This is a genomic window from Ectothiorhodospira sp. BSL-9 (genome assembly GCF_001632845.1).
Taxonomy (GTDB): Bacteria; Pseudomonadota; Gammaproteobacteria; order Ectothiorhodospirales; family Ectothiorhodospiraceae; genus Ectothiorhodospira.
In genome coordinates this window covers 1847837-1865000 of sequence record NZ_CP011994.1, presented here as the reverse complement: position 1 = coordinate 1865000, position 17164 = coordinate 1847837, and the positions used below count along the sequence as shown (strand labels likewise).

Annotated in this window: 19 protein-coding genes (1 of these 19 only partly in view); 7 read left to right on the top strand and 12 right to left on the bottom strand. The window is 64.3% G+C overall.

Features of this window, described 5'->3' with window-relative positions; genetic code table 11:
- Positions 1–1004 carry the 3' portion of an anhydro-N-acetylmuramic acid kinase gene (locus ECTOBSL9_RS08820; RefSeq protein WP_063464734.1) on the top strand. 121 nt of this gene lie to the left of the window's left edge, so the window shows 1004 of its 1125 coding nt (coding positions 122–1125); its start codon lies off the left edge, out of view; its stop codon occupies positions 1002–1004.
- Here ECTOBSL9_RS08820 and ECTOBSL9_RS08815 read toward each other — a convergent pair.
- From ECTOBSL9_RS08815 to argC, 5 genes are all read right to left on the bottom strand, one after another.
- Positions 1001–1636: a tetratricopeptide repeat protein gene (locus tag ECTOBSL9_RS08815; protein ID WP_063464733.1), complete on the bottom strand. Its 636-nt coding sequence runs from the start codon at positions 1634–1636 to the stop codon at positions 1001–1003. The two genes, ECTOBSL9_RS08820 and ECTOBSL9_RS08815, sit on opposite strands and share 4 nt — an antisense overlap.
- Before the next feature lie 9 nt (positions 1637–1645).
- A complete protein-coding gene (gene erpA, locus ECTOBSL9_RS08810; protein WP_063464732.1) occupies positions 1646–2008 on the bottom strand; it encodes an iron-sulfur cluster insertion protein ErpA in 363 nt (120 codons plus the stop codon).
- Positions 2009–2087: 79 nt separating this feature from the next.
- Complete coding sequence (locus ECTOBSL9_RS08805; RefSeq protein WP_063464731.1) at positions 2088–2576, bottom strand: polymer-forming cytoskeletal protein; 489 nt, start codon at positions 2574–2576, stop codon at positions 2088–2090.
- A complete protein-coding gene (locus tag ECTOBSL9_RS08800; RefSeq protein WP_063464730.1) occupies positions 2577–3332 on the bottom strand; it encodes a DUF6776 family protein in 756 nt (251 codons plus the stop codon). It abuts the gene before it with no gap.
- Between the two features lie 3 nt (positions 3333–3335).
- Positions 3336–4367, bottom strand: a complete 1032-nt coding sequence (gene argC, locus ECTOBSL9_RS08795) for an N-acetyl-gamma-glutamyl-phosphate reductase (RefSeq protein ID WP_063466101.1) — start codon at positions 4365–4367, stop codon at positions 3336–3338.
- 183 nt (positions 4368–4550) lie between these two features.
- Between argC and ECTOBSL9_RS08790 the strand changes: the two genes are divergently transcribed.
- Entirely contained in the window at positions 4551–5060 is a 510-nt protein-coding gene (locus ECTOBSL9_RS08790; protein ID WP_063466100.1) for a TlpA disulfide reductase family protein, read from the top strand.
- 21 nt (positions 5061–5081) lie between these two features.
- Here the strand turns inward: ECTOBSL9_RS08790 and ptsP are convergent, their stop codons facing one another.
- Both ptsP and ECTOBSL9_RS08780 read right to left on the bottom strand, forming a co-directional pair.
- On the bottom strand, positions 5082–7355 hold the full coding sequence (gene ptsP / locus ECTOBSL9_RS08785) for a phosphoenolpyruvate--protein phosphotransferase (RefSeq protein WP_063464729.1): 2274 nt from the start codon (positions 7353–7355) through the stop codon (positions 5082–5084).
- A 42-nt stretch (positions 7356–7397) separates the two neighbouring features.
- Positions 7398–7922: an RNA pyrophosphohydrolase gene (locus tag ECTOBSL9_RS08780; RefSeq protein WP_063464728.1), complete on the bottom strand. Its 525-nt coding sequence runs from the start codon at positions 7920–7922 to the stop codon at positions 7398–7400.
- 164 nt (positions 7923–8086) lie between these two features.
- Here ECTOBSL9_RS08780 and ECTOBSL9_RS08775 point away from each other — a divergent pair, with 164 nt between their 5' ends.
- Entirely contained in the window at positions 8087–8752 is a 666-nt protein-coding gene (locus ECTOBSL9_RS08775; RefSeq protein ID WP_063464727.1) for an HAD family phosphatase, read from the top strand.
- A gap of 134 nt (positions 8753–8886) precedes the next feature.
- Here ECTOBSL9_RS08775 and ECTOBSL9_RS08770 read toward each other — a convergent pair whose 3' ends face one another.
- On the bottom strand, positions 8887–9051 hold the full coding sequence (locus ECTOBSL9_RS08770) for a rubredoxin (RefSeq protein ID WP_063464726.1): 165 nt from the start codon (positions 9049–9051) through the stop codon (positions 8887–8889).
- A gap of 89 nt (positions 9052–9140) precedes the next feature.
- On the opposite strand from ECTOBSL9_RS08770, the gene ECTOBSL9_RS08765 reads away from it, so the two are divergent.
- The 4 genes from ECTOBSL9_RS08765 (at position 9141) to ECTOBSL9_RS08750 (ending at position 12873) form a co-directional block, all read left to right on the top strand.
- A complete protein-coding gene (locus ECTOBSL9_RS08765) occupies positions 9141–9977 on the top strand; it encodes a hydroxymethylpyrimidine/phosphomethylpyrimidine kinase (RefSeq protein ID WP_063464725.1) in 837 nt (278 codons plus the stop codon).
- On the top strand, positions 9967–10620 hold the full coding sequence (gene thiE, locus ECTOBSL9_RS08760) for a thiamine phosphate synthase (protein WP_063464724.1): 654 nt from the start codon (positions 9967–9969) through the stop codon (positions 10618–10620). The genes ECTOBSL9_RS08765 and thiE overlap by 11 nt, the downstream gene beginning before the upstream one ends.
- A gap of 136 nt (positions 10621–10756) precedes the next feature.
- Positions 10757–12037, top strand: a complete 1281-nt coding sequence (hemL, locus tag ECTOBSL9_RS08755) for a glutamate-1-semialdehyde 2,1-aminomutase (RefSeq protein WP_063464723.1) — start codon at positions 10757–10759, stop codon at positions 12035–12037.
- Positions 12038–12078: 41 nt separating this feature from the next.
- Positions 12079–12873: a sulfite exporter TauE/SafE family protein gene (locus tag ECTOBSL9_RS08750; protein ID WP_063464722.1), complete on the top strand. Its 795-nt coding sequence runs from the start codon at positions 12079–12081 to the stop codon at positions 12871–12873.
- Here ECTOBSL9_RS08750 and ECTOBSL9_RS08745 read toward each other — a convergent pair whose 3' ends face one another.
- From ECTOBSL9_RS08745 to ECTOBSL9_RS08730, 4 genes are all read right to left on the bottom strand, one after another.
- Complete coding sequence (locus tag ECTOBSL9_RS08745; protein ID WP_063464721.1) at positions 12874–13254, bottom strand: co-chaperone YbbN; 381 nt, start codon at positions 13252–13254, stop codon at positions 12874–12876.
- An 88-nt stretch (positions 13255–13342) separates the two neighbouring features.
- Positions 13343–13924 (bottom strand): LON peptidase substrate-binding domain-containing protein, encoded by a 582-nt coding sequence (locus ECTOBSL9_RS08740; RefSeq protein ID WP_063464720.1) that lies wholly within the window; start codon positions 13922–13924, stop codon positions 13343–13345.
- Positions 13924–14544 (bottom strand): flavin prenyltransferase UbiX, encoded by a 621-nt coding sequence (locus ECTOBSL9_RS08735; RefSeq protein WP_205632034.1) that lies wholly within the window; start codon positions 14542–14544, stop codon positions 13924–13926. Before ECTOBSL9_RS08735 ends, ECTOBSL9_RS08740 begins: the two co-directional genes overlap by 1 nt.
- Before the next feature lie 215 nt (positions 14545–14759).
- Positions 14760–17105 (bottom strand): bifunctional diguanylate cyclase/phosphodiesterase, encoded by a 2346-nt coding sequence (locus ECTOBSL9_RS08730; RefSeq protein WP_063464719.1) that lies wholly within the window; start codon positions 17103–17105, stop codon positions 14760–14762.
- Positions 17106–17164 lie beyond the last annotated feature (59 nt).

Sequence of the window (17164 nt, the reverse complement as noted above, 5' to 3'; positions counted from 1 at the left end):
AAGCACTCACCGAAGGCCTGCGCAACCTGGCAGACCCGAGCCAAGCCGCCTGCGTGGATGAACTGGGATCCCTGGATGTGGCGCTGGGGGAGGTTTTGGCTGAGGCCGTGCTGACCCTGCTGGAAGACGAACATCTGGACCCCAGCGACATCGTTGCCATTGGCAGCCATGGCCAGACGGTACGTCACCGCCCTGGCGGCAAGCGTCCCTTCTCCCTGCAGATCGGCTGCCCCCATCACCTGGCCGAACGCACGGGGCTGACGGTGGTGGCTGATTTTCGGCGTCGGGACATGGCGGCGGGCGGCGAAGGCGCGCCACTCGTGCCCGCGTTTCATCGCGCCATGTTGCGCTCGGACGCGGAGGATCGAGTCATCCTCAACCTCGGGGGCATTGCCAACATCACGGTACTACCCGCTGACGAAGGAGCCCCACTGCAGGGTTTCGATACCGGCCCGGCCAATGCCTTGATGGATGCGTGGATACGCCATGAAAGAGGCCAACCCTGGGATGCACAGGGTGACTGGGCTGCGGGCGGAGAACTGGACGACCCCCTGCTGACATCCATGCTGGGGGATCCGTATTTCATGCAGCCGCCGCCGAAGAGCACCGGCACGGAGTATTTCAATCTTCAGTGGGTTGAAAGGCAACTGCAGATGGCCGAAAGAGCCATCCCGGCCCGCAACATTCAGCGCACCCTGGCGGAATTGACTGTGGCAAGCGCCAGCGACGCCATCATCCGTCACGCTTCCAACACCCAGCGGGTACTGGTGTGCGGTGGGGGTGTTCACAACCGGGCAGTGATGGAGGGTCTTCGCCGACGACTGCCGGACGCCATTGTGGAGTCCACCGAAGCCGTGGGGCTGTCGCCCGACTGGATGGAGGCGATGGCCTTCGCCTGGCTGGCCCGTGAGACCCTGGCCGGGCGCCCGGGCAATGTGCCCTCAGTCACCGGTGCACGCAAGGCGGTGGTGCTGGGGAGCATTCACCCGGGAGAGATGGTTTAAGTGGCCACCGGGGCAGACTGGACGTCGGCTGTCGTCCCCGGCGTCCATTCGCGGGCGAGGCGACGCGCCTCTTCAATCTGCGCCGCCGTCATGCCCTGGGCAAATCGGTCACGGTTTTCCCGGGCCAGCTCATAGCCCTGGGCCGCTGCCAGTTCCGACCACATGTAGGCCAGAACCTGATCCTGGCGCACACCATTGCCATTGGCATGCAGAACCCCAAGGTTGCACTGGGCCGAGGGGTTTTCCAGATCGGCCGCCAACCGGTACCAATGGGCCGCCTGAGCCGGATCCTCGGCCACACCGCGCCCATGGAGGTACATGAAGGCCAGATTGCACTGCGCATTGGTACTGCCCTGATCCGCCGCCAGGCGGTACCAGTGCACCGCCTTGCCGTCATCCTGCTCGACCCCCTGCCCCTTCACATACATCAGGGCCAGGTTGCTCTGGGCATGGACGTCACCCTGCTCCGCTGCCTTGAGATACCAGGCCACGGCCTTTTCCACGTCCTGGGGCACGCCGTAACCCTTGGCGTACATGTAACCGATGTTGAACTGCCCCGTGCAATGACCGAAAAGCGCCATCAGGCGATACCAGCCAAAACGCACCAGGGCCATCAGGCGGCTCGGATCCATGCCCAGACCTCAAACGGAGAAGGAGGAACCACACCCGCAGGTCGTGGTGGCGTTGGGGTTGCGAATCACGAACTGGGCGCCTTCCAGGCTTTCCGTGTAGTCAATCTCGGCACCCACCAGATATTGATAGCTCATGGGGTCGATCAGCAGGGTGACGCCACCCTTCTCGACGGACGTATCGCCGTCGTTGACGTCTTCATCAAAGGTGAAGCCATACTGGAAGCCGGAGCAGCCGCCGCCGCTGACAAAGACGCGCAACTTCAAGGAGGGATTGTTCTCCTCGTCAATCAGGGCCTTTACCTTGGCGGCAGCCGAATCGGTGAAATTCAGCGGGCTGGGCATGGTGTCGTTGGTGGTTTCGGTTGCAGTCATGAATCTGCCTCTCCGTAATCGCGGTTGATGTGCCCAAACCGGGCCTTGGTCCTACGCTAGCATTCGCCCAGAGAAACGGTCAAGAATGCTCGCTCCCGGAGGAAACCCCCGATACAGGCGTTTCTGCTCCGCCTTCCCGAGGTGACTGCTGAGTGCCTTGGGATTCCCCAGGCACTTTCAGATGCTCCAGCTTCAGGGCCTCCTTGCTCTGGTGCACCAGGTTGCCATTGACCTCCGCTCCCATGGCCATCTCGATGAGCGTGTAATACACATTACCCATGACCTGGGCACCAGAAGAGAGTTCCACACGCGCACTGGCGTGCACATCCCCCTCAACCGAACCACTGATCACCACTCGAGGCACCTTCACGTCGCCCTTGATGACTGCGCCCTCGTTGATGACCAGCACGGCATCCTCATCCTGGTCATCGGCGCTGATATTGCCATGGATGGTTCCTTCCACATGCATGCCACCGGAAAAGCGAAGGTCACCCTCGATGACACTGTTGCGACCCAGGATGGTATCCACCCGGGCCACCTTTATCTTCTTCTTGCGTCGAGACAACATTCAAGAGTCTCCTTCGTTGAACAGCGATGACCAGGCCTCGCGCTGTTGCACCGACCGGGCATGCGACCCCTCCGGCTCCACACTGACCACCAGGGCCTCGGGGACCACATCGCCGGGCAGATGCAGGCGACCGCTGACCACCTGAAAGTAACGGAATGAAAACGACCGGCCATCTGCCTCGCCGGGCACGAGATCGCCATGCTCAAGCTGGATCGACTCGCCGTTTCGCCGCCCCTCCAGTTGCAGGTTCACCCTGCCCTCAAGGGATCGATTGCCCTGAACCTGCGTCAGCACCAACTGGTACCGGTACGCACCCGGCACATCCGCCGGGGTCAACTGCACCTTATGAATGTGCAGGCCACGCTCAAGTTCGTCAGGAGAAACGATATTGCGGTAGAAATCCACCTCTTCGGTCAATTCATGGACGCGCCGTTCCAATCCCTGGATATCCAGCCGCACCCGATTGGACACTTCTCGCTCTACCGTCAGTTCGCGCTGCAGCAAGGCGTTGTCCTGTCGCAACTGGCGGTTTTCATGGCCCAGCAAGGCCACCCGCTCACGCAGATCGCGCAACTCCGTCCTGGCACTGCCGTAATCGTCGCCTCCCTGAGCATACCCCAGGTGATACAACTGCCACCCGGCCCCCAGCACCAGCAACACCAATACCAGCCTGACCACAGTACGCAGCCAGGGATTGCGGTACTCCACGTGATACCCCGTGGAAAGATCCGGCAACCCCTTCCGCCAGCGCGCCATGGATCAGGGCAGCACGGCGATGGCCTCGAGCCCGCGCGTCTCGGGCAAGCCAAACATCAGGTTCATGTTCTGGATGGCCTGCCCCGAAGCCCCCTTCACGAGATTGTCGATCACCGAGACAACCACGGCGGTATCGGCACCGCCGGGGCGGTGCACCGCCAATCGACAGAGATTGGTGCCACGCACGCTGCGCGTCTCCGGCAGACTTCCGGCAGGCAGCACATCCACGCAGGGTTCATCCCGGTAACGCTGTTCATAAACCGATTGCAGGTCCACTTCCACATGGGCCAGCGTTGCATAGAGGGTGGCCAGGATGCCACGGATCATGGGCACCAGGTGGGGCACGAAGGTCAGCTGCGGCACACTGCGGGCCGCCAGGCTCAGGGTCTGCAGGATTTCAGGAAGGTGACGGTGGCCGGCCACGCCGTAAGCCTTGAAGTTTTCCGAGGCCTCACACAGCAGCGACCCCACCTGGGCCTTGCGCCCTGCACCGCTGACACCGGACTTGGCGTCGGCCACCAGACGCAGCGGATCCACCAGCTGCTGCTCCAGCAGCGGCAGGAACCCAAGGGTGACGGCGGTGGGGTAACACCCCGGCACCGCCACCAGGCGTGCCTCGGGGATCTGGGTCCGGTTCAACTCCGGCAGACCGTAGACCGCCTCCCCCAGCAGCTCGGGGGCCCCGTGGGGCTGGTTGTACCAATGCTCCCAGACCTGCGCATCCTTGATGCGAAAGTCGGCGGAAAGATCAATGACCCGGGTGCCCCGCTTGAGCAGTTCCGCGGCCATGGCGTGTGCCACGCCGTGTGGGGTGGCGAAAAACACCACATCGCATTCGGCCAGTGCGGCGGGATCAGGCTCCTGGAAGACCAGATCGCACTGGCCGCGCAGATTGGGGAACAGGGCATCGAGCCGCTCTCCCGCATTGCCTCGGGAGGTGACCACCGCCGGCTCCGCCTGGGGATGCGCCAGCAGCAGACGCAGCAATTCCACCCCGGTATAGCCGGTTGCACCGACAATGCCCACCCTGACCACCATTTCACCTCCACTCGCTCACGATCATTCAGGCGGCGGGCCTGGCGGCCCACCCACGAGTCGACATCATAACAAAACCCGCAGGCTGCACGGCGTGGCGAGCGGGACAACATGGCGAAACTCCGGCCCCGCCGTTTATCATGTGGGGTCGTGACATTCATCTCCCATAGGAACCGCAACACCGTGAAGAAAAGAGACGTATTCATCGGAATCTTCGTCCTGGCCCTGACCGGAGCGCTGCTGGCCCTGTGGCTGGCCCCCGAGGGGGGGCGCACCGCCCCGCAGGTGGAGATGGAAACCCTGAACGGCTCCACTCTGCACCTGGCGGATCTGCAGGGGCAACCGGTGCTGCTCACCTTCTGGGCCACCACCTGCCCATCCTGCGTGCAGGAGATCCCGCATTTCAATCAGCTCAAGGCAGAGTATGGGGAACGGGGTCTGGAAGTGATCGGCGTGGCCATGCACTACGACCCGCCGGAACAGGTGGCGGAGATGGTGCGCCGACGGAACGTGGGCTACACCATCGCCCTGGACCGTGATGACCAGGTGGCCTCGGCGTTTGGCAATGTGCAACTCACGCCCACCACCTTCCTGATCTCTCCCCGGGGACGCATTGCCTACCAGAAGATGGGCGATCTGGATTGGGAGCGGGTGGAAAAGCACCTGGACAAGTGGCTGCCAGCCCGGAGCTGATCCGGCACCCGCCGGCCGTGCTCAGGCCTTGCCGGCCCTCACCAGCCCTCCCAGGCCGGCCTGTACCAGGGCATTATCCAGCAACGCCCGGATGGCCGCCGGCTCTTCCATCTTGACGCACTGCCGCAGCAACTCCCGGCAACGCTCCCGGGAGAAGCTGCGAATCACCCATTTAACGCGGGCCAGGGCCGCCACGTTGACACTCAGGGCATCGATCTCCATCCCCAGCAACAGGATGACCGAAGCCGGATCCGCCGCCATCTCTCCGCAGACACTGATGGTCTTGCCCGCCCGGTGAGCGCCCTGGGCCGTCTGGTCCAGGGCGTGCAGCACCGCCGGGTGCAGACCGTTATACAGATCGGCCACCCGCGGATTGTTGCGATCCACCGCCAGCAGATACTGCACCAGATCATTGGTGCCCACGGAGAGGAAATCCACCCGCCGGGCCAGGGCCTCGGACAGGTAGACCGCCGACGGCACCTCCACCATCACCCCCACCTTGGGCACGGGGATCACATAATGTTCATCCAGCAGCTCATCCCGGGCCCGTTGCAGCAACTGCATGGCCCCCTTGAGCTCCCCCAGGGAACTGATCATGGGGAACAGGATGTGAAGATTGCTCAGGCCCTGGCTGGCGCGCAGCATGGCCCGCAGCTGCGTGAGGAAGATTTCCGGGTGATCCAGGGTGATGCGGATGCCCCGCCAGCCCAGGAAGGGGTTGTCTTCCGTTACCGGGAAATAAGGCAGGGCCTTGTCGCCACCCACATCCAGGGTGCGCAGGGTCACCGGGCGGGGGTTGAATGACTTGAGGATCTCCCGGTAGATCTGGGTCTGCTCGTCCTCACCGGGGAACCGCTCCCGGATCATGAAGGGCACTTCCGTGCGGTAAAGGCCGATCCCGTCGGCACCGGACTGGATGGAGGGGGCGATGTCCGCCAGCAGACCGCTGTTGGCATACACCGGCACCTCCACTCCATCCTGGGTGATGGCCGGCTCCTGGGCCAGGTCCCGAAGGCCCTCGGCCAGTTCCTTCTCCTCGTCCTGCAGGTGCTTGAATTCTTCCAGCAGTTCGGCCGTGGGCTGGATGTAGAGATTGCCCCGGTAACCATCCACGACGATCTGCCGGCCTTCCAGGCGCCCCACGGGCAGGTCCGCCACCCCCATCACCGCCGGGATGCCCATGGCACGGGCCAGAATGGCCACGTGGGAGGACCCGGTACCCCGCGAGGAGACCACTGCCGCCAGTCGCTCCGTGGGCACTTCGGCCAGTTGCGTGGCGGTCACGTCCTCACCGAGCAGTATGGTGTGCTCGGGGAACTCCTCGGGTTCGCGGACATGGGATTGCAGACGCATGAGGATGCGCCGGCCGATGTCTCGCACATCCGAGGCCCGCTCCCGCAGATAGGGATCGTCCATGTCCTCGAAATTACGGGTACTCTCGCGCACCGTGTCCCGCAGGGCGGCCGGTGCCCAGCTGCCACCACGGATGCGGTCCACCGTGCCATTCACCAGGCTGTCGCTACCCAGCATCATCACATAGGCATCGAACAGCAGCCGCTCCTCCATGGGCAGCACGTCCTGCATCCGATCCTTGATCTCGATGAGTTCATCCTGAACCTCCTTGACCGCCTCGCGAAACGCTGTCTCCTCGTTCTCGATGGACTCCGCGTCCCGGTCGGGCACGGACTCCAGATCCGCCAGGGCATAGGCCACCACCCCCTGACCCACCGCGACGCCCGCGGCCCCGGGGATGCCGGCGATCTGCAGGTTATCCTGCTGGATCTCCTCGCGGCGCTTGCCCACCTCACCAATCAGTTCGGCGTGGCTGATGGCCCCTGCCAGCTGAGCCGCCAGGGTGATGAGGAAGGCCACGTGCTCATCATCGAACCGCCGCCGCTCCCGCTGCTGCGCCACCAGCACGCCCAGCAGGCGCCGGTTATGGATGATGGGCACACCCAGGAAGGCGTGATAACGCTCCTCGCCGGTCTCGGGAAAATACTTGAAGCGGGGATGGTCCGGGGCGTTTTCCAGGTTGACCGGCTCGGCCCGCTCGGCCACCAGACCCACCAGGCCCTCGCCGGTGTTCATCACCACCGTCCCCACGGAATCGGGGTTCAGGCCCTCCGAGGCCATCAGCAACAGGCGCTGACCATTGGCCTCCGGTTCACGCAGATAGACGGAGCAGACATCGATGGTCAGTTCCTGCTTGACCCGGCGAACGATGATCTCCAGCGCCTCCGCCAGGTTACTGGCGGCGCCGACCTCCAGGACGATCCGTCTGAGTACATGCAGCATGCGCGGGGCCAGGGGTGATGAGCCGCTCGTGCGGCCCGTGGATCAAAGCCGGCGGGGACGATAGTGCCGCTCGGCAGGACAGGAGGGTACGTCCTCCTGAAACAGCAAGGGCGCCAGTTCCTTGAGCGCCCGACGATAGACGTGGCGCTTGAAGAACACCACCTCTCGCATGGGGTACCAGTAATCCACCCAGCGCCAGGAATCGAACTCCGGGTGGGGTGCCGCATCCAGTCGCACGCAGCTGTCTTCCCCCACCAGCCGCAGCAGGAACCACACCTGCTTCTGGCCAATGCACACCGGGTTGGAGCGGCGGCGGATCAAATGCTTGGGCAACCGGTAGCGGAGCCAGTGGCGGGTACAACCCACAATCTCCACATGACAGGCTTCCAGCCCCGTCTCCTCGGCCAGCTCTCGGTACATGGCCTCGGTGGGTGTCTCATCCCGACGGATACCCCCTTGCGGAAACTGCCAGGACTGCTGCCCGATGCGCTTGGCCCAGAACAGGCGACCATCCTGGTTACACAGGATGATACCCACGTTCGGCCTATAGCCATCACAATCAATCACTTACGCAGCCACCTGAAAGCCGTTCGTTGCCCTGCATTTTTCCATAAGCGAGGCGGATCGGCAAATAACATACAATCCCGGCGGATAAACCGCCGCGCGTGGCAGCAGGGCACCCGGATCAGTTAACATCACATGCCCCCCATCATCACCACAAGGAGAACCCTGTGAGCCTCGCCCTGTTCGACCTGGACAACACCCTGCTGGCAGGAGACAGCGACCACGAATGGGGCCAGTTTCTGGTGGATCTGGGCATCGTGGACCGAAGCGAATACGAGGAACTCAACCACCGCTTCTACGAGCAGTATAAGGCCGGCACCCTGGATATTCTGGAATTCTGCCGTTTCTCCTTCGCGCCTCTGGCCGCTCACCCGCTGGATCAACTGCAGGGATGGCGGGAGCAGTTCATTCACGAGCGCATCAAGCCCATGATTGCTCCGGGCGCCGAGCACCTGCTCACGGAGCACCGGGAGGCTGGCGATGAACTGGTGATCATCACGGCCACCAACCGCTTTGTTACCGAACCCATCGCCCGCCTGCTGGGCGTGGAGCACCTGCTGGCCACCGAGCCCCACTTCGAGGACGGTCGCTATACCGGTGAACTCAAGGGCGTGCCCTGCTTCCAGGGAGGCAAGGTCACCCGCCTGGAACAGTGGCTCAACTCCCAGCCCGGCCGGGCACTGGACGGCAGCTGGTTCTACAGCGACTCCCACAACGACCTGCCGCTGCTGGAGCGGGTGGCATACCCCGTGGCCGTGGATCCCGACGAGATCCTGGCAGACACTGCCCGGGCCCGAGGCTGGAAGCAGATCTCGCTGCGCGATACCGCCTGAACACCGGGCTCCCTGTGGGGGCTGGCCTGTCAGGGAATCGCTGCGCCCGGCCTGGTGCCCCCCCCTTCGCGGGCGAGGCCCGCTCCCACAGAGGAAACCCCGCCCACGGGAGTGCCGGTTTCACCCTTAACGGGTCAGGAAGCCATTTCCTCGAAATCGGACTTGGTCGCACCGCATTCCGGGCAGACCCAGTCATCAGGCACGTCGGCCCACACGGTGCCAGGCGGGATGCCATCATCAGGCACTCCCTCTGCCTCATCGTAGATGAACCCACAGATCACGCATTGATATTTTTTCATCGCTGACACTCCTCCGATGACGGCCAACCCGCAATGAGGTGGCATGGCCAGGTGGTACACTGTGATCAAATCAAGTTGGGGAGCTTAGCATGATCGATCAGCCATCGGTTCCCGTCGTCATGACCCTGGCGGGCAACGATCCCACCGGTGGTGCCGGCATCCAGGCAGACATCGAATCCATCATCAGCATGGGCTGCCATCCCGCGCCCGTGATCACCGCCATCACGGTGCAGGACACCGCCAGGGTGATGGGTTTCGCCCCCCTGGACGCGGAACTCATCATCCACCAGGCCCGGGCCGTGCTGGAAGACATGCCGGTGGCGGCCATCAAGATCGGCCTGCTGGGGTCCATCGAGGCGGTGCAGGCGGTACACACCCTGCTGAGCGACTACCCGGATCTTCCGGTAGTGCTGGATCCGGTGCTGGCCTCCGGCAGCGGCACCGCACTGGCCGACGAGGAAATCATCGACGGCATCCTGACCCTGCTGGCCCCATTCACCACCATCATGACGCCCAACAGCCTGGAAGCCCGCACCCTGGCCACGGGCTCGGACACCCTGGACGCCTGCGCCATGTCGTTGCTGGATCAGGGCACGGAATACGTGCTCATTACCGGCACCCACGAAAAGACCGGCAAGGTGCACAACACCCTGTACGGCAATCATCGCCGCCTGGACACCTTCACCGTGGATCGCCTGGAGGGTCAGTTCCATGGCTCGGGTTGCACCCTCTCCTCGGCCATCGCTGCCCTGCTGGCCCAGGGCACCGTCCCCAGTGCCGCCGTGCACGAAGGCTTGAACTACACCTGGAATACCCTGCGCCACGCCCACCGCCTGGGCATGGGACAGATGATCCCCAATCGACTGTTCTGGGCTGGAGAGAACATCGAGGATGACAGCGACAAACAGACCCACCATGCCGACTGAAGCCACCCCTCTCCACACGGGCCTCGTCGGCCTGTACGTGATCACCCCCGCCGACCTGGGCGCACAGCTTCAAACGATGGTGGGTCAGGCCCTGGACGGCGGCGCCCGGGTGGTGCAATACCGGGACAAGACCACGGATCATTCGCGCCGCCTGAGCGAGGCCCGGGCTCTGCTGTCCCTGTGCCAGGAACACGGAGCCCTGCTCATCATCAACGACGACGTGGAGCTGGCCCGGGCCTGCGGTGCCCATGGCGTACACATAGGCCTGGAAGACAGCCCCCTGGGGCTCGCCCGGGAGCGCCTGGGAGCCCAGGCCATCATCGGCGTATCCTGCTACAACCGTCTGGACCTGGCCCACGAGGCCCAGGAACAGGGCGCCGATTACGTGGCCTTTGGCTCGGTCTTCCCCTCCTCCACCAAGCCCCAGGCGGTGCACGCGCCGCTGTCGCTGCTGAGCCGTGCACGATCGGAACTGCACCTGCCCATTGCTGCTATCGGCGGCATCACCGAGCAAAACGCCGGGCAGGTCTTCCAGGCCGGGGCCCATATGGCGGCGGTGATCCAGGGCGTATTTGGCGCCACCGATGTGCGGGCCGGCGCGGCGCGGATTGCCGCCATGGCACGCGCGGAAGGTTGCACCTGACCCACCGACCGAACCCGGTTCCAGGGGCGTGCGGCTTGCCCCCGGTTTTGCAGGGACATCCAGATCGAGTATCTTGTCCCCCTTCAAGGTTTTGCCCAGTCACTTTCACCAAGCCCAACAAGCGAAAGATCACCCCATGACAAAATCCCACGATCTCTTCCAGGCAGCCCAGAAGCACATCCCCGGTGGCGTCAACTCGCCGGTCCGCGCCTTCAAGGGCGTCGGTGGCGACCCCGTCTTCGTCGAACGTGCCCAGGGCGCCTACATGTACGACGCCGACGGCAAACGCTACATCGACTACGTCGGTTCCTGGGGTCCGATGATCGTCGGCCACGCCCACCCGGAAGTCATCGCCGCAGTGCGTGAAGCCGCTCTCAACGGCCTGTCCTTCGGCGCACCCACCGCCATCGAGACGGAAATGGCCGACCGGGTCTGCGAACTGGTGCCATCCATGGAGATGGTGCGCATGACCAGCTCCGGCTCGGAAGCCACCATGAGCGCCATCCGCCTGGCACGCGGTTTCACCGGGCGGGACAAGATCCTCAAGTTCGAGGGTTGCTATCACGGCCACAGCGATTCACTGCTGGTAAAGGCCGGCTCCGGGGCCCTGACCCTGGGCGTGCCCAACTCCCCCGGCGTACCCGCCTCCCTGGCGGAACACACCCTCACGGTGAGCTTCAACGACATCGAGCAGGTGCGGGAAGTCTTCTCCCAGTACGGCAACGAGATCGCCTGCATCATCGTGGAACCGGTGGCCGGCAACATGAACTGCGTGCCACCAGCGCCGGGCTTCCTGGAAGGCCTGCGCAGCGTCTGTGACGACCACGGTGCCCTGCTGATCTTCGACGAAGTGATGACCGGCTTCCGTGTGGCACTGGGCTGCGCCCAGGCCCTGTACAACGTCAAGCCCGACCTGACCACCCTGGGTAAGGTCATCGGCGGCGGCATGCCGGTGGGTGCCGTGGGCGGTCGTCGCCAGGTGATGGAATACATGTCACCGCTGGGCCCCGTGTACCAGGCGGGCACGCTCTCCGGTAACCCCATCGCCATGACGGCGGGCCTGAAGACCCTGGAGATCCTCTCCGCACCGGGTTTCCACGACGATCTGGCCGCCAAGACGGAAACCCTGGTCAATGGCATCCTGGATGAGGCGAAGAAGGCCGGCGTCCCCATGACCGCCAATCGCGTGGGCGGCATGTTCGGTCTGTTCTTCACCGATCAGCCCCAGGTGGGCAACTTCCAGGAAGTGGGGCGTTGCGACACGGAGCGCTTCGGCAAGTTCTTCCATGCCATGCTGGACAAGGGCGTTTACCTGGCACCCTCTGCCTTCGAGGCCGGCTTCCTCTCTGCCGCCCACAGCGCCGAGGACCTGGAAGAAACCATCCGCAAGGCGGGCGAAGTGCTGCAAAGCCTTTAAGCCCAGGCTGATACCCGGGGGTTTTCCCCCGGGTTCATGATATGTGGGATATCGTCGCCTACCTGGCACTGGGAGCCTTCACCGGCGTGGTGGCGGGCCTCCTGGGGGTGGGCGGCGGCCTGATCATCGTGCCGGTGCTGGTGTGGCTGTTCACACGCCAGCAGGTGGACAGTGGCATCATCACCCACCTGGCCATCGGCACCTCCCTGGCCACCATCATCCCCACCGCCATCGCCTCCACCCTGGCGCATCATCGTCACGGCGCCGTACAGTGGCAGGTGATCCGGCAGATGGCGCCCGGCGTCATGCTCGGCGCCCTGGCCGGGGCCACTCTGGCAGAATTCATGAGCGCCGTCATGCTGCGTCAGGTCTTCGGGGTGTTCGAGATCCTGATGGGGCTTTATCTGCTCATGAGCCTGCCGCCAAGACCGGGCAGACGGCTACCCGGACCTGCCGTGCTCAACACCGGCGGTGGGATGATCGGTGGGGTGTCGGCCCTGCTGGGCATTGGCGGCGGCACCCTGATGGTGCCCTTCATGGTGTGGTTCAATATCCATCTGCGCCAGGCCATCGCCACCGCCGCAGCTACCGGCCTGCCCATCGCCCTGGCGGGCACTGCCGGATTCATGATTCACGGCTGGGGGCACGCCGCGCTACCCGCCTTCAGCAGTGGTTATGTGCACTGGCCGGCCTTTGCCGGCATCGCCTTAGCGGCCTTTTTCACTGCCCGCGTCGGCGCCTGGCTTACTCACCGCCTGCCGGTGAAACTCGTGCGGCGGGTGTTTGCCCTGCTGCTGATCGGGCTGGGCTTGAGGATGATCGGGGTCGGGGGCTGATCAGCCCTGACCTTCGCCGGGCTCTGGTCCGGTTTCCATCTTGCTGCGCACGTCATCCATGTCCAGCGCGGCCACCTTCTCCAATACCTCATTGAGCTGACTGGCCGAGAGCATGCCCGGCTGGTTGAAGACGATGATCTGTTCTCGAAAGATCATCAGGGTGGGGATGGAGCGGATCTGGAACAAGGCCGCCAGTTGCTGCTCCTCTTCGGTGTTCACCTTGCCGAACACCACGTCGGGGAACTGCTCGGAGGCCTCCTCGAAGATGGGGGCAAAGGCCCGGCACGGGGCGCACCAGGGGGCCCAGAAATCCAGGATCAGCGTGCCGCTGTCACGGATCGCGGCCTCCAGGCGGTCCTGGGTAATATCAATGACGGCCATGTTCAGGCCTCCTGAGTCGGTATCGAGCCGGGCACGATGCAGGCCCCGGGGCCCGTTGTCAACGTAAAGCCCTTACCCAGCCGAAGGCTCAGGGCTGCAGTTGCAACCCCATCATGGCATCACGCAGGCGGAACAGGCGGGCCAGGTGATCATCCATCTCCAGCATGGCCTGTTTTTCCTTCAGATCCAGGGGCATCAACTCCGCCAGACGGGCACCCACCCAGCCGGCCTGATCATAATGCCCATGCAGCAACCCATAAGGCGGCGGCAACTGTTCCACCAGGCGCTGAAGCAGGCCCGACAGGGGCAGAAACTCCTCCGGCAGCCCGACTTCAGGTGGCCACTCCACTGCTTCCACCTCCCCCATGAGCAGATGGTCCTTGCGGGCCCAGGTGGTCTCCACCCGGAAACGGCTCTCACCCATCACCGTGATCCCCAGCAATCCGTCGGCGCGGCGATCCCAATCGACAATGCGCCCCCAGGTGCCCATGGTGTGCACCTGAGCCGTCCCGGCCACCTCCGGCCCCTCGCGGATCAGACAGACACCAAAGGGACTCTCGGTACGCATGCACTGGCGCACCATGTCGATGTAGCGGGTCTCGAAGATCCGCAGCGGCAACACGCCGCCCGGGAAGAGCACCGTGTTGAGCGGAAACAGCGGCAGTTCCATCACTCCACTCCCCCGGCCTCGCGGCCCGTATCATGGTCGGCATCCTGCCCCCAACGGCGGACCAGGGCGTTGGGCACCCCCAGATGATCCAGCACCCGGGAGACAATGAAATCCACCAGGTCATCCACACTCTGCGGCCGATGATAGAAGGCGGGATTGGCGGGCAGGATCACGGCCCCCATGCGGCTCAGCCGCAGCATGTGTTCCAGATGAATCTCCGAGAAGGGCGTCTCGCGCACCACCAGCACCAGCCGGCGACGCTCCTTCAGGGCCACGTCGGCGGCGCGCTCGATCAGGGAGCGACTGGCACCGCCCGACACGGCCGCCAGGGTGGCCGTGGTACAGGGGCAGATCACCATGGCATCGGGTGGGGAAGAGCCACTGGCTACCGGGGCGGTCCACTGCTCCCGGTCAAAGACCTGCAACTGCCCCGGAGCGGCTCCGAAACGTTCCGAGAGAAAGCGCTCCATCTCCCGGGGTCTGCCCGGCAGTGACAGATCCGTTTCCATGCTCAACACCACCTGGGCGGGCCGGGACACCATGAGATAGACCCGCACACCCGCATCCAGCAGGCATTGCAACAGACGCAGGCCATATTGGGCACCGGATGCGCCGGTCATGGCCAGGGCCACTGTCCCGGGAGTATCAGCCACGTAGGACTCCTTCAAAGGCAGGAAATGATCGGGTCCCGGCAACGGGACAGCCATCCCTGCATCATACTCAGTCTTCAGGAACGGGTCACATACCCACGGGCCAGCAGGGACAGGCCGATGGTCAACACCGGGCTCCAGCTACCGGGGGTGGCCGGCAGCCCACCAGGGTCGACCGGCTCAGATCACCGCTGCCCCAACCAGAGGACGAATTCGTCCGGGGACATGTCTGGGGCATACAGATATCCCTGCCCCAGCCGGCAACCCCGCTCCCTCAGCCAGTCGGCCTGGGCCTGGGTTTCCACACCCTCGGCCACGGAACGCAAGGACAGGCTTCGGGCCAATCCCAGCACCGCCGAGGCAATCATGCGTGACTCGTCGCTGGATTCCAGGTCGCTGACGAAGCGCTTGTCCAGCTTCAACCCCTGCAAGGGGAAGCGGCGCAGATAGGCCAGTGACGAATAGCCCGTGCCAAAGTCATCCACGGACAGGCTGACCCCCAGGCCCCTCAGGCGTTCCAGGGCCTCGGCGGCGGCGTCCATGTCCTCCATCAGGCCGGTCTCGGTCAGTTCCAGCTCCAGTGCCTCGGGCGGCAGACCCGACTCGGCCAGGGCCTGGCGCACCCTTGCCACGATATCGGCCTGATAGAGTTGCAGGGTGGCCAGGTTCACGCCCACGGTCAGGTCCGGGCAAAGGCTCTGACGCCAGGCATGCATCTGTGCACAGGCCACGCGCAGGACGTAGTCACCGATCTCGATGATGGTGCCGTTGGTCTCGGCCCGGGGGATGAACTCGTCCGGCGACACCAGACCACGCCTTGGGTGATACCAGCGCAACAGGGCCTCCAGGCTCACGACCCGACCGGTTTCCAGATCCAGCTTGGGCTGATAGTGCACCTGAAACTCGCCCCGCTCCAGGGCCTTTTCCAGATCCCGATCCATATCCACCAGGGCCGCATGCCGCTCCAGCATTCTGGGTTCGAAGCGACGGTAGCGCTGGCGCGGACTGGACTTGGCGTATTCCACCGCAAAGCCGGCGTCGGACAGCAATTCCGAGGCATGCTGAGGAAAGGGCGGGCAGACCACCACACCGATGTTGCCACGCATTTCGATCCGCCGCCGCCCCACCTGGAAAGGCTCATCCAGGCAGGCGAGCAACCGCTGCGCGAACGCCTCCCCACCCTCGGCGGCATCCAGACCCGCCGCGGGCTCAGAGGGCCCTACCACCACGCCGAACTGATCCCCGTAGATGCGTGCCAGCAGCGCGTCCGGGTACAGCACCCCACGCATCCGCTCGGTCACCTGCACCAGCACCTGGTCCGCGACAGCTTCACCCCAGATACGGTTGACCTCCGAAAATCCCTGCAGATCCATGAGGTAAAGGGTCATGAAACTCCCCCCAGGGCGCGCAGCCTCCAGCCGCTGTTCCAGCCACTCGGTGAAATGACTCCGGTTAGGAAGGCCCGTGAGGGTGTCGTGGCGGGCCAGCCAGGCCACCCGCTCCATGGCTTGAATACGTTCCCGATGGCGCTTGAGCAGACCGCGGGCGATGGCCACCGAAAGGGCCACCGTAGACAGCAGCAGGATCAGCGCAATCCCCAGCAAGACCATGAACTCCCGACGGGCCTCACGCTCTGCCCGTGCGGCGGCGGCGCGAATCTCGGTGGCCAGGTCCTGTTCCATCTGTCGCAATTGATGGACGCGCTCGCGGGTGATGCCATACCAGCGCATGACGTTCAAATGCTCCGGTCTGCCGGCAGAGCCCTGGTTGATCATGGCCGCGCGGGCGGCCAGCATTTCCTGATGGGCCGGCAGGGATTCCAGCTCCAGCAGGGCATCACGGTGGCCCGGCGGGGCCAGGGACATGAACTGCTGACGCTGCAGATCCTGAATGGCCACGCTGCTCAGGAAACCATGGAACACCCGCCGATCGGGATGAAAGGCTCCCAGCCAGGCATTTCCCAGGGCACGCTCGCGAGCCGCATGCTCCTTGAGGAGCAACAAGGGACGGTAAGCGTTGTAGAGCGCCGTGAGCTGCGCGTCGGCATGCGCTTGAGAGGTGTGAGAGACCATCAGGATGAGCCGCTGAATCAGTCGGTCATAGGCCGGCAGCACCTCCAGGGGGTGCAACACCTGCTCGTTCACCAGGCCACGGGTTTGCGCCATGCTGCGCAGATCCTCATCCATCCGGCCCTGCAGGGTGTGTGGCGGCAGGCCCTCATTCCCACTGGCCAGTTGCTGCCACCGCTCCCGAAACGGCCCGATCAGTCCATCGGTGGCGTCACGGGCCTCCTCCAGGATGTACCAGAATTCATTATCCAGACCACTGAGATAACCCACCGAATCGGCCCGTTCATCCTGCAGGGCGTGCACCAGGGCCTTGCCCTCCGTGGCGAGGGCGGCCACCTCCCCGGTCGCGGCCATTTCACGACCAATGCGCTCGCGCTCACCCAGGGCGATACCCGCCATGATGAGAAAGGCCACCACCGGGATGGCGATGGCCAATGTGATGCGAAGCCCCAGCCTGTCCATGAGCCCTCCTTTCAGCCCCCGAAGCACGTCACCCGCTCCGGGTCTTCGCGCAAGACCGG

Excerpts from the sequence above, each read along its gene's own strand:
- ECTOBSL9_RS08765 (WP_063464725.1), top strand. The coding sequence starts at position 9,141 with ATGATCGATCAGCCATCGGTTCCCGTCGTCATGACCCTGGCGGGCAAC.
- erpA (WP_063464732.1), bottom strand. The coding sequence starts at position 2,008 with ATGACTGCAACCGAAACCACCAACGACACCATGCCCAGCCCGCTGAAT.
- thiE (WP_063464724.1), top strand. The coding sequence starts at position 9,967 with ATGCCGACTGAAGCCACCCCTCTCCACACGGGCCTCGTCGGCCTGTAC.
- ECTOBSL9_RS08740 (WP_063464720.1), bottom strand. The coding sequence starts at position 13,924 with ATGGAACTGCCGCTGTTTCCGCTCAACACGGTGCTCTTCCCGGGCGGC.
- ECTOBSL9_RS08730 (WP_063464719.1), bottom strand. The coding sequence starts at position 17,105 with ATGGACAGGCTGGGGCTTCGCATCACATTGGCCATCGCCATCCCGGTG.
- ECTOBSL9_RS08735 (WP_205632034.1), bottom strand. The coding sequence starts at position 14,544 with ATGACCGGCGCATCCGGTGCCCAATATGGCCTGCGTCTGTTGCAATGC.
- ECTOBSL9_RS08800 (WP_063464730.1), bottom strand. The coding sequence starts at position 3,332 with ATGGCGCGCTGGCGGAAGGGGTTGCCGGATCTTTCCACGGGGTATCAC.
- ECTOBSL9_RS08750 (WP_063464722.1), top strand. The coding sequence starts at position 12,079 with ATGTGGGATATCGTCGCCTACCTGGCACTGGGAGCCTTCACCGGCGTG.
- hemL (WP_063464723.1), top strand. The coding sequence starts at position 10,757 with ATGACAAAATCCCACGATCTCTTCCAGGCAGCCCAGAAGCACATCCCC.
- ptsP (WP_063464729.1), bottom strand. The coding sequence starts at position 7,355 with ATGCTGCATGTACTCAGACGGATCGTCCTGGAGGTCGGCGCCGCCAGT.
- ECTOBSL9_RS08815 (WP_063464733.1), bottom strand. The coding sequence starts at position 1,636 with ATGGATCCGAGCCGCCTGATGGCCCTGGTGCGTTTTGGCTGGTATCGC.
- ECTOBSL9_RS08805 (WP_063464731.1), bottom strand. The coding sequence starts at position 2,576 with ATGTTGTCTCGACGCAAGAAGAAGATAAAGGTGGCCCGGGTGGATACC.
- ECTOBSL9_RS08770 (WP_063464726.1), bottom strand. The coding sequence starts at position 9,051 with ATGAAAAAATATCAATGCGTGATCTGTGGGTTCATCTACGATGAGGCA.
- ECTOBSL9_RS08745 (WP_063464721.1), bottom strand. The coding sequence starts at position 13,254 with ATGGCCGTCATTGATATTACCCAGGACCGCCTGGAGGCCGCGATCCGT.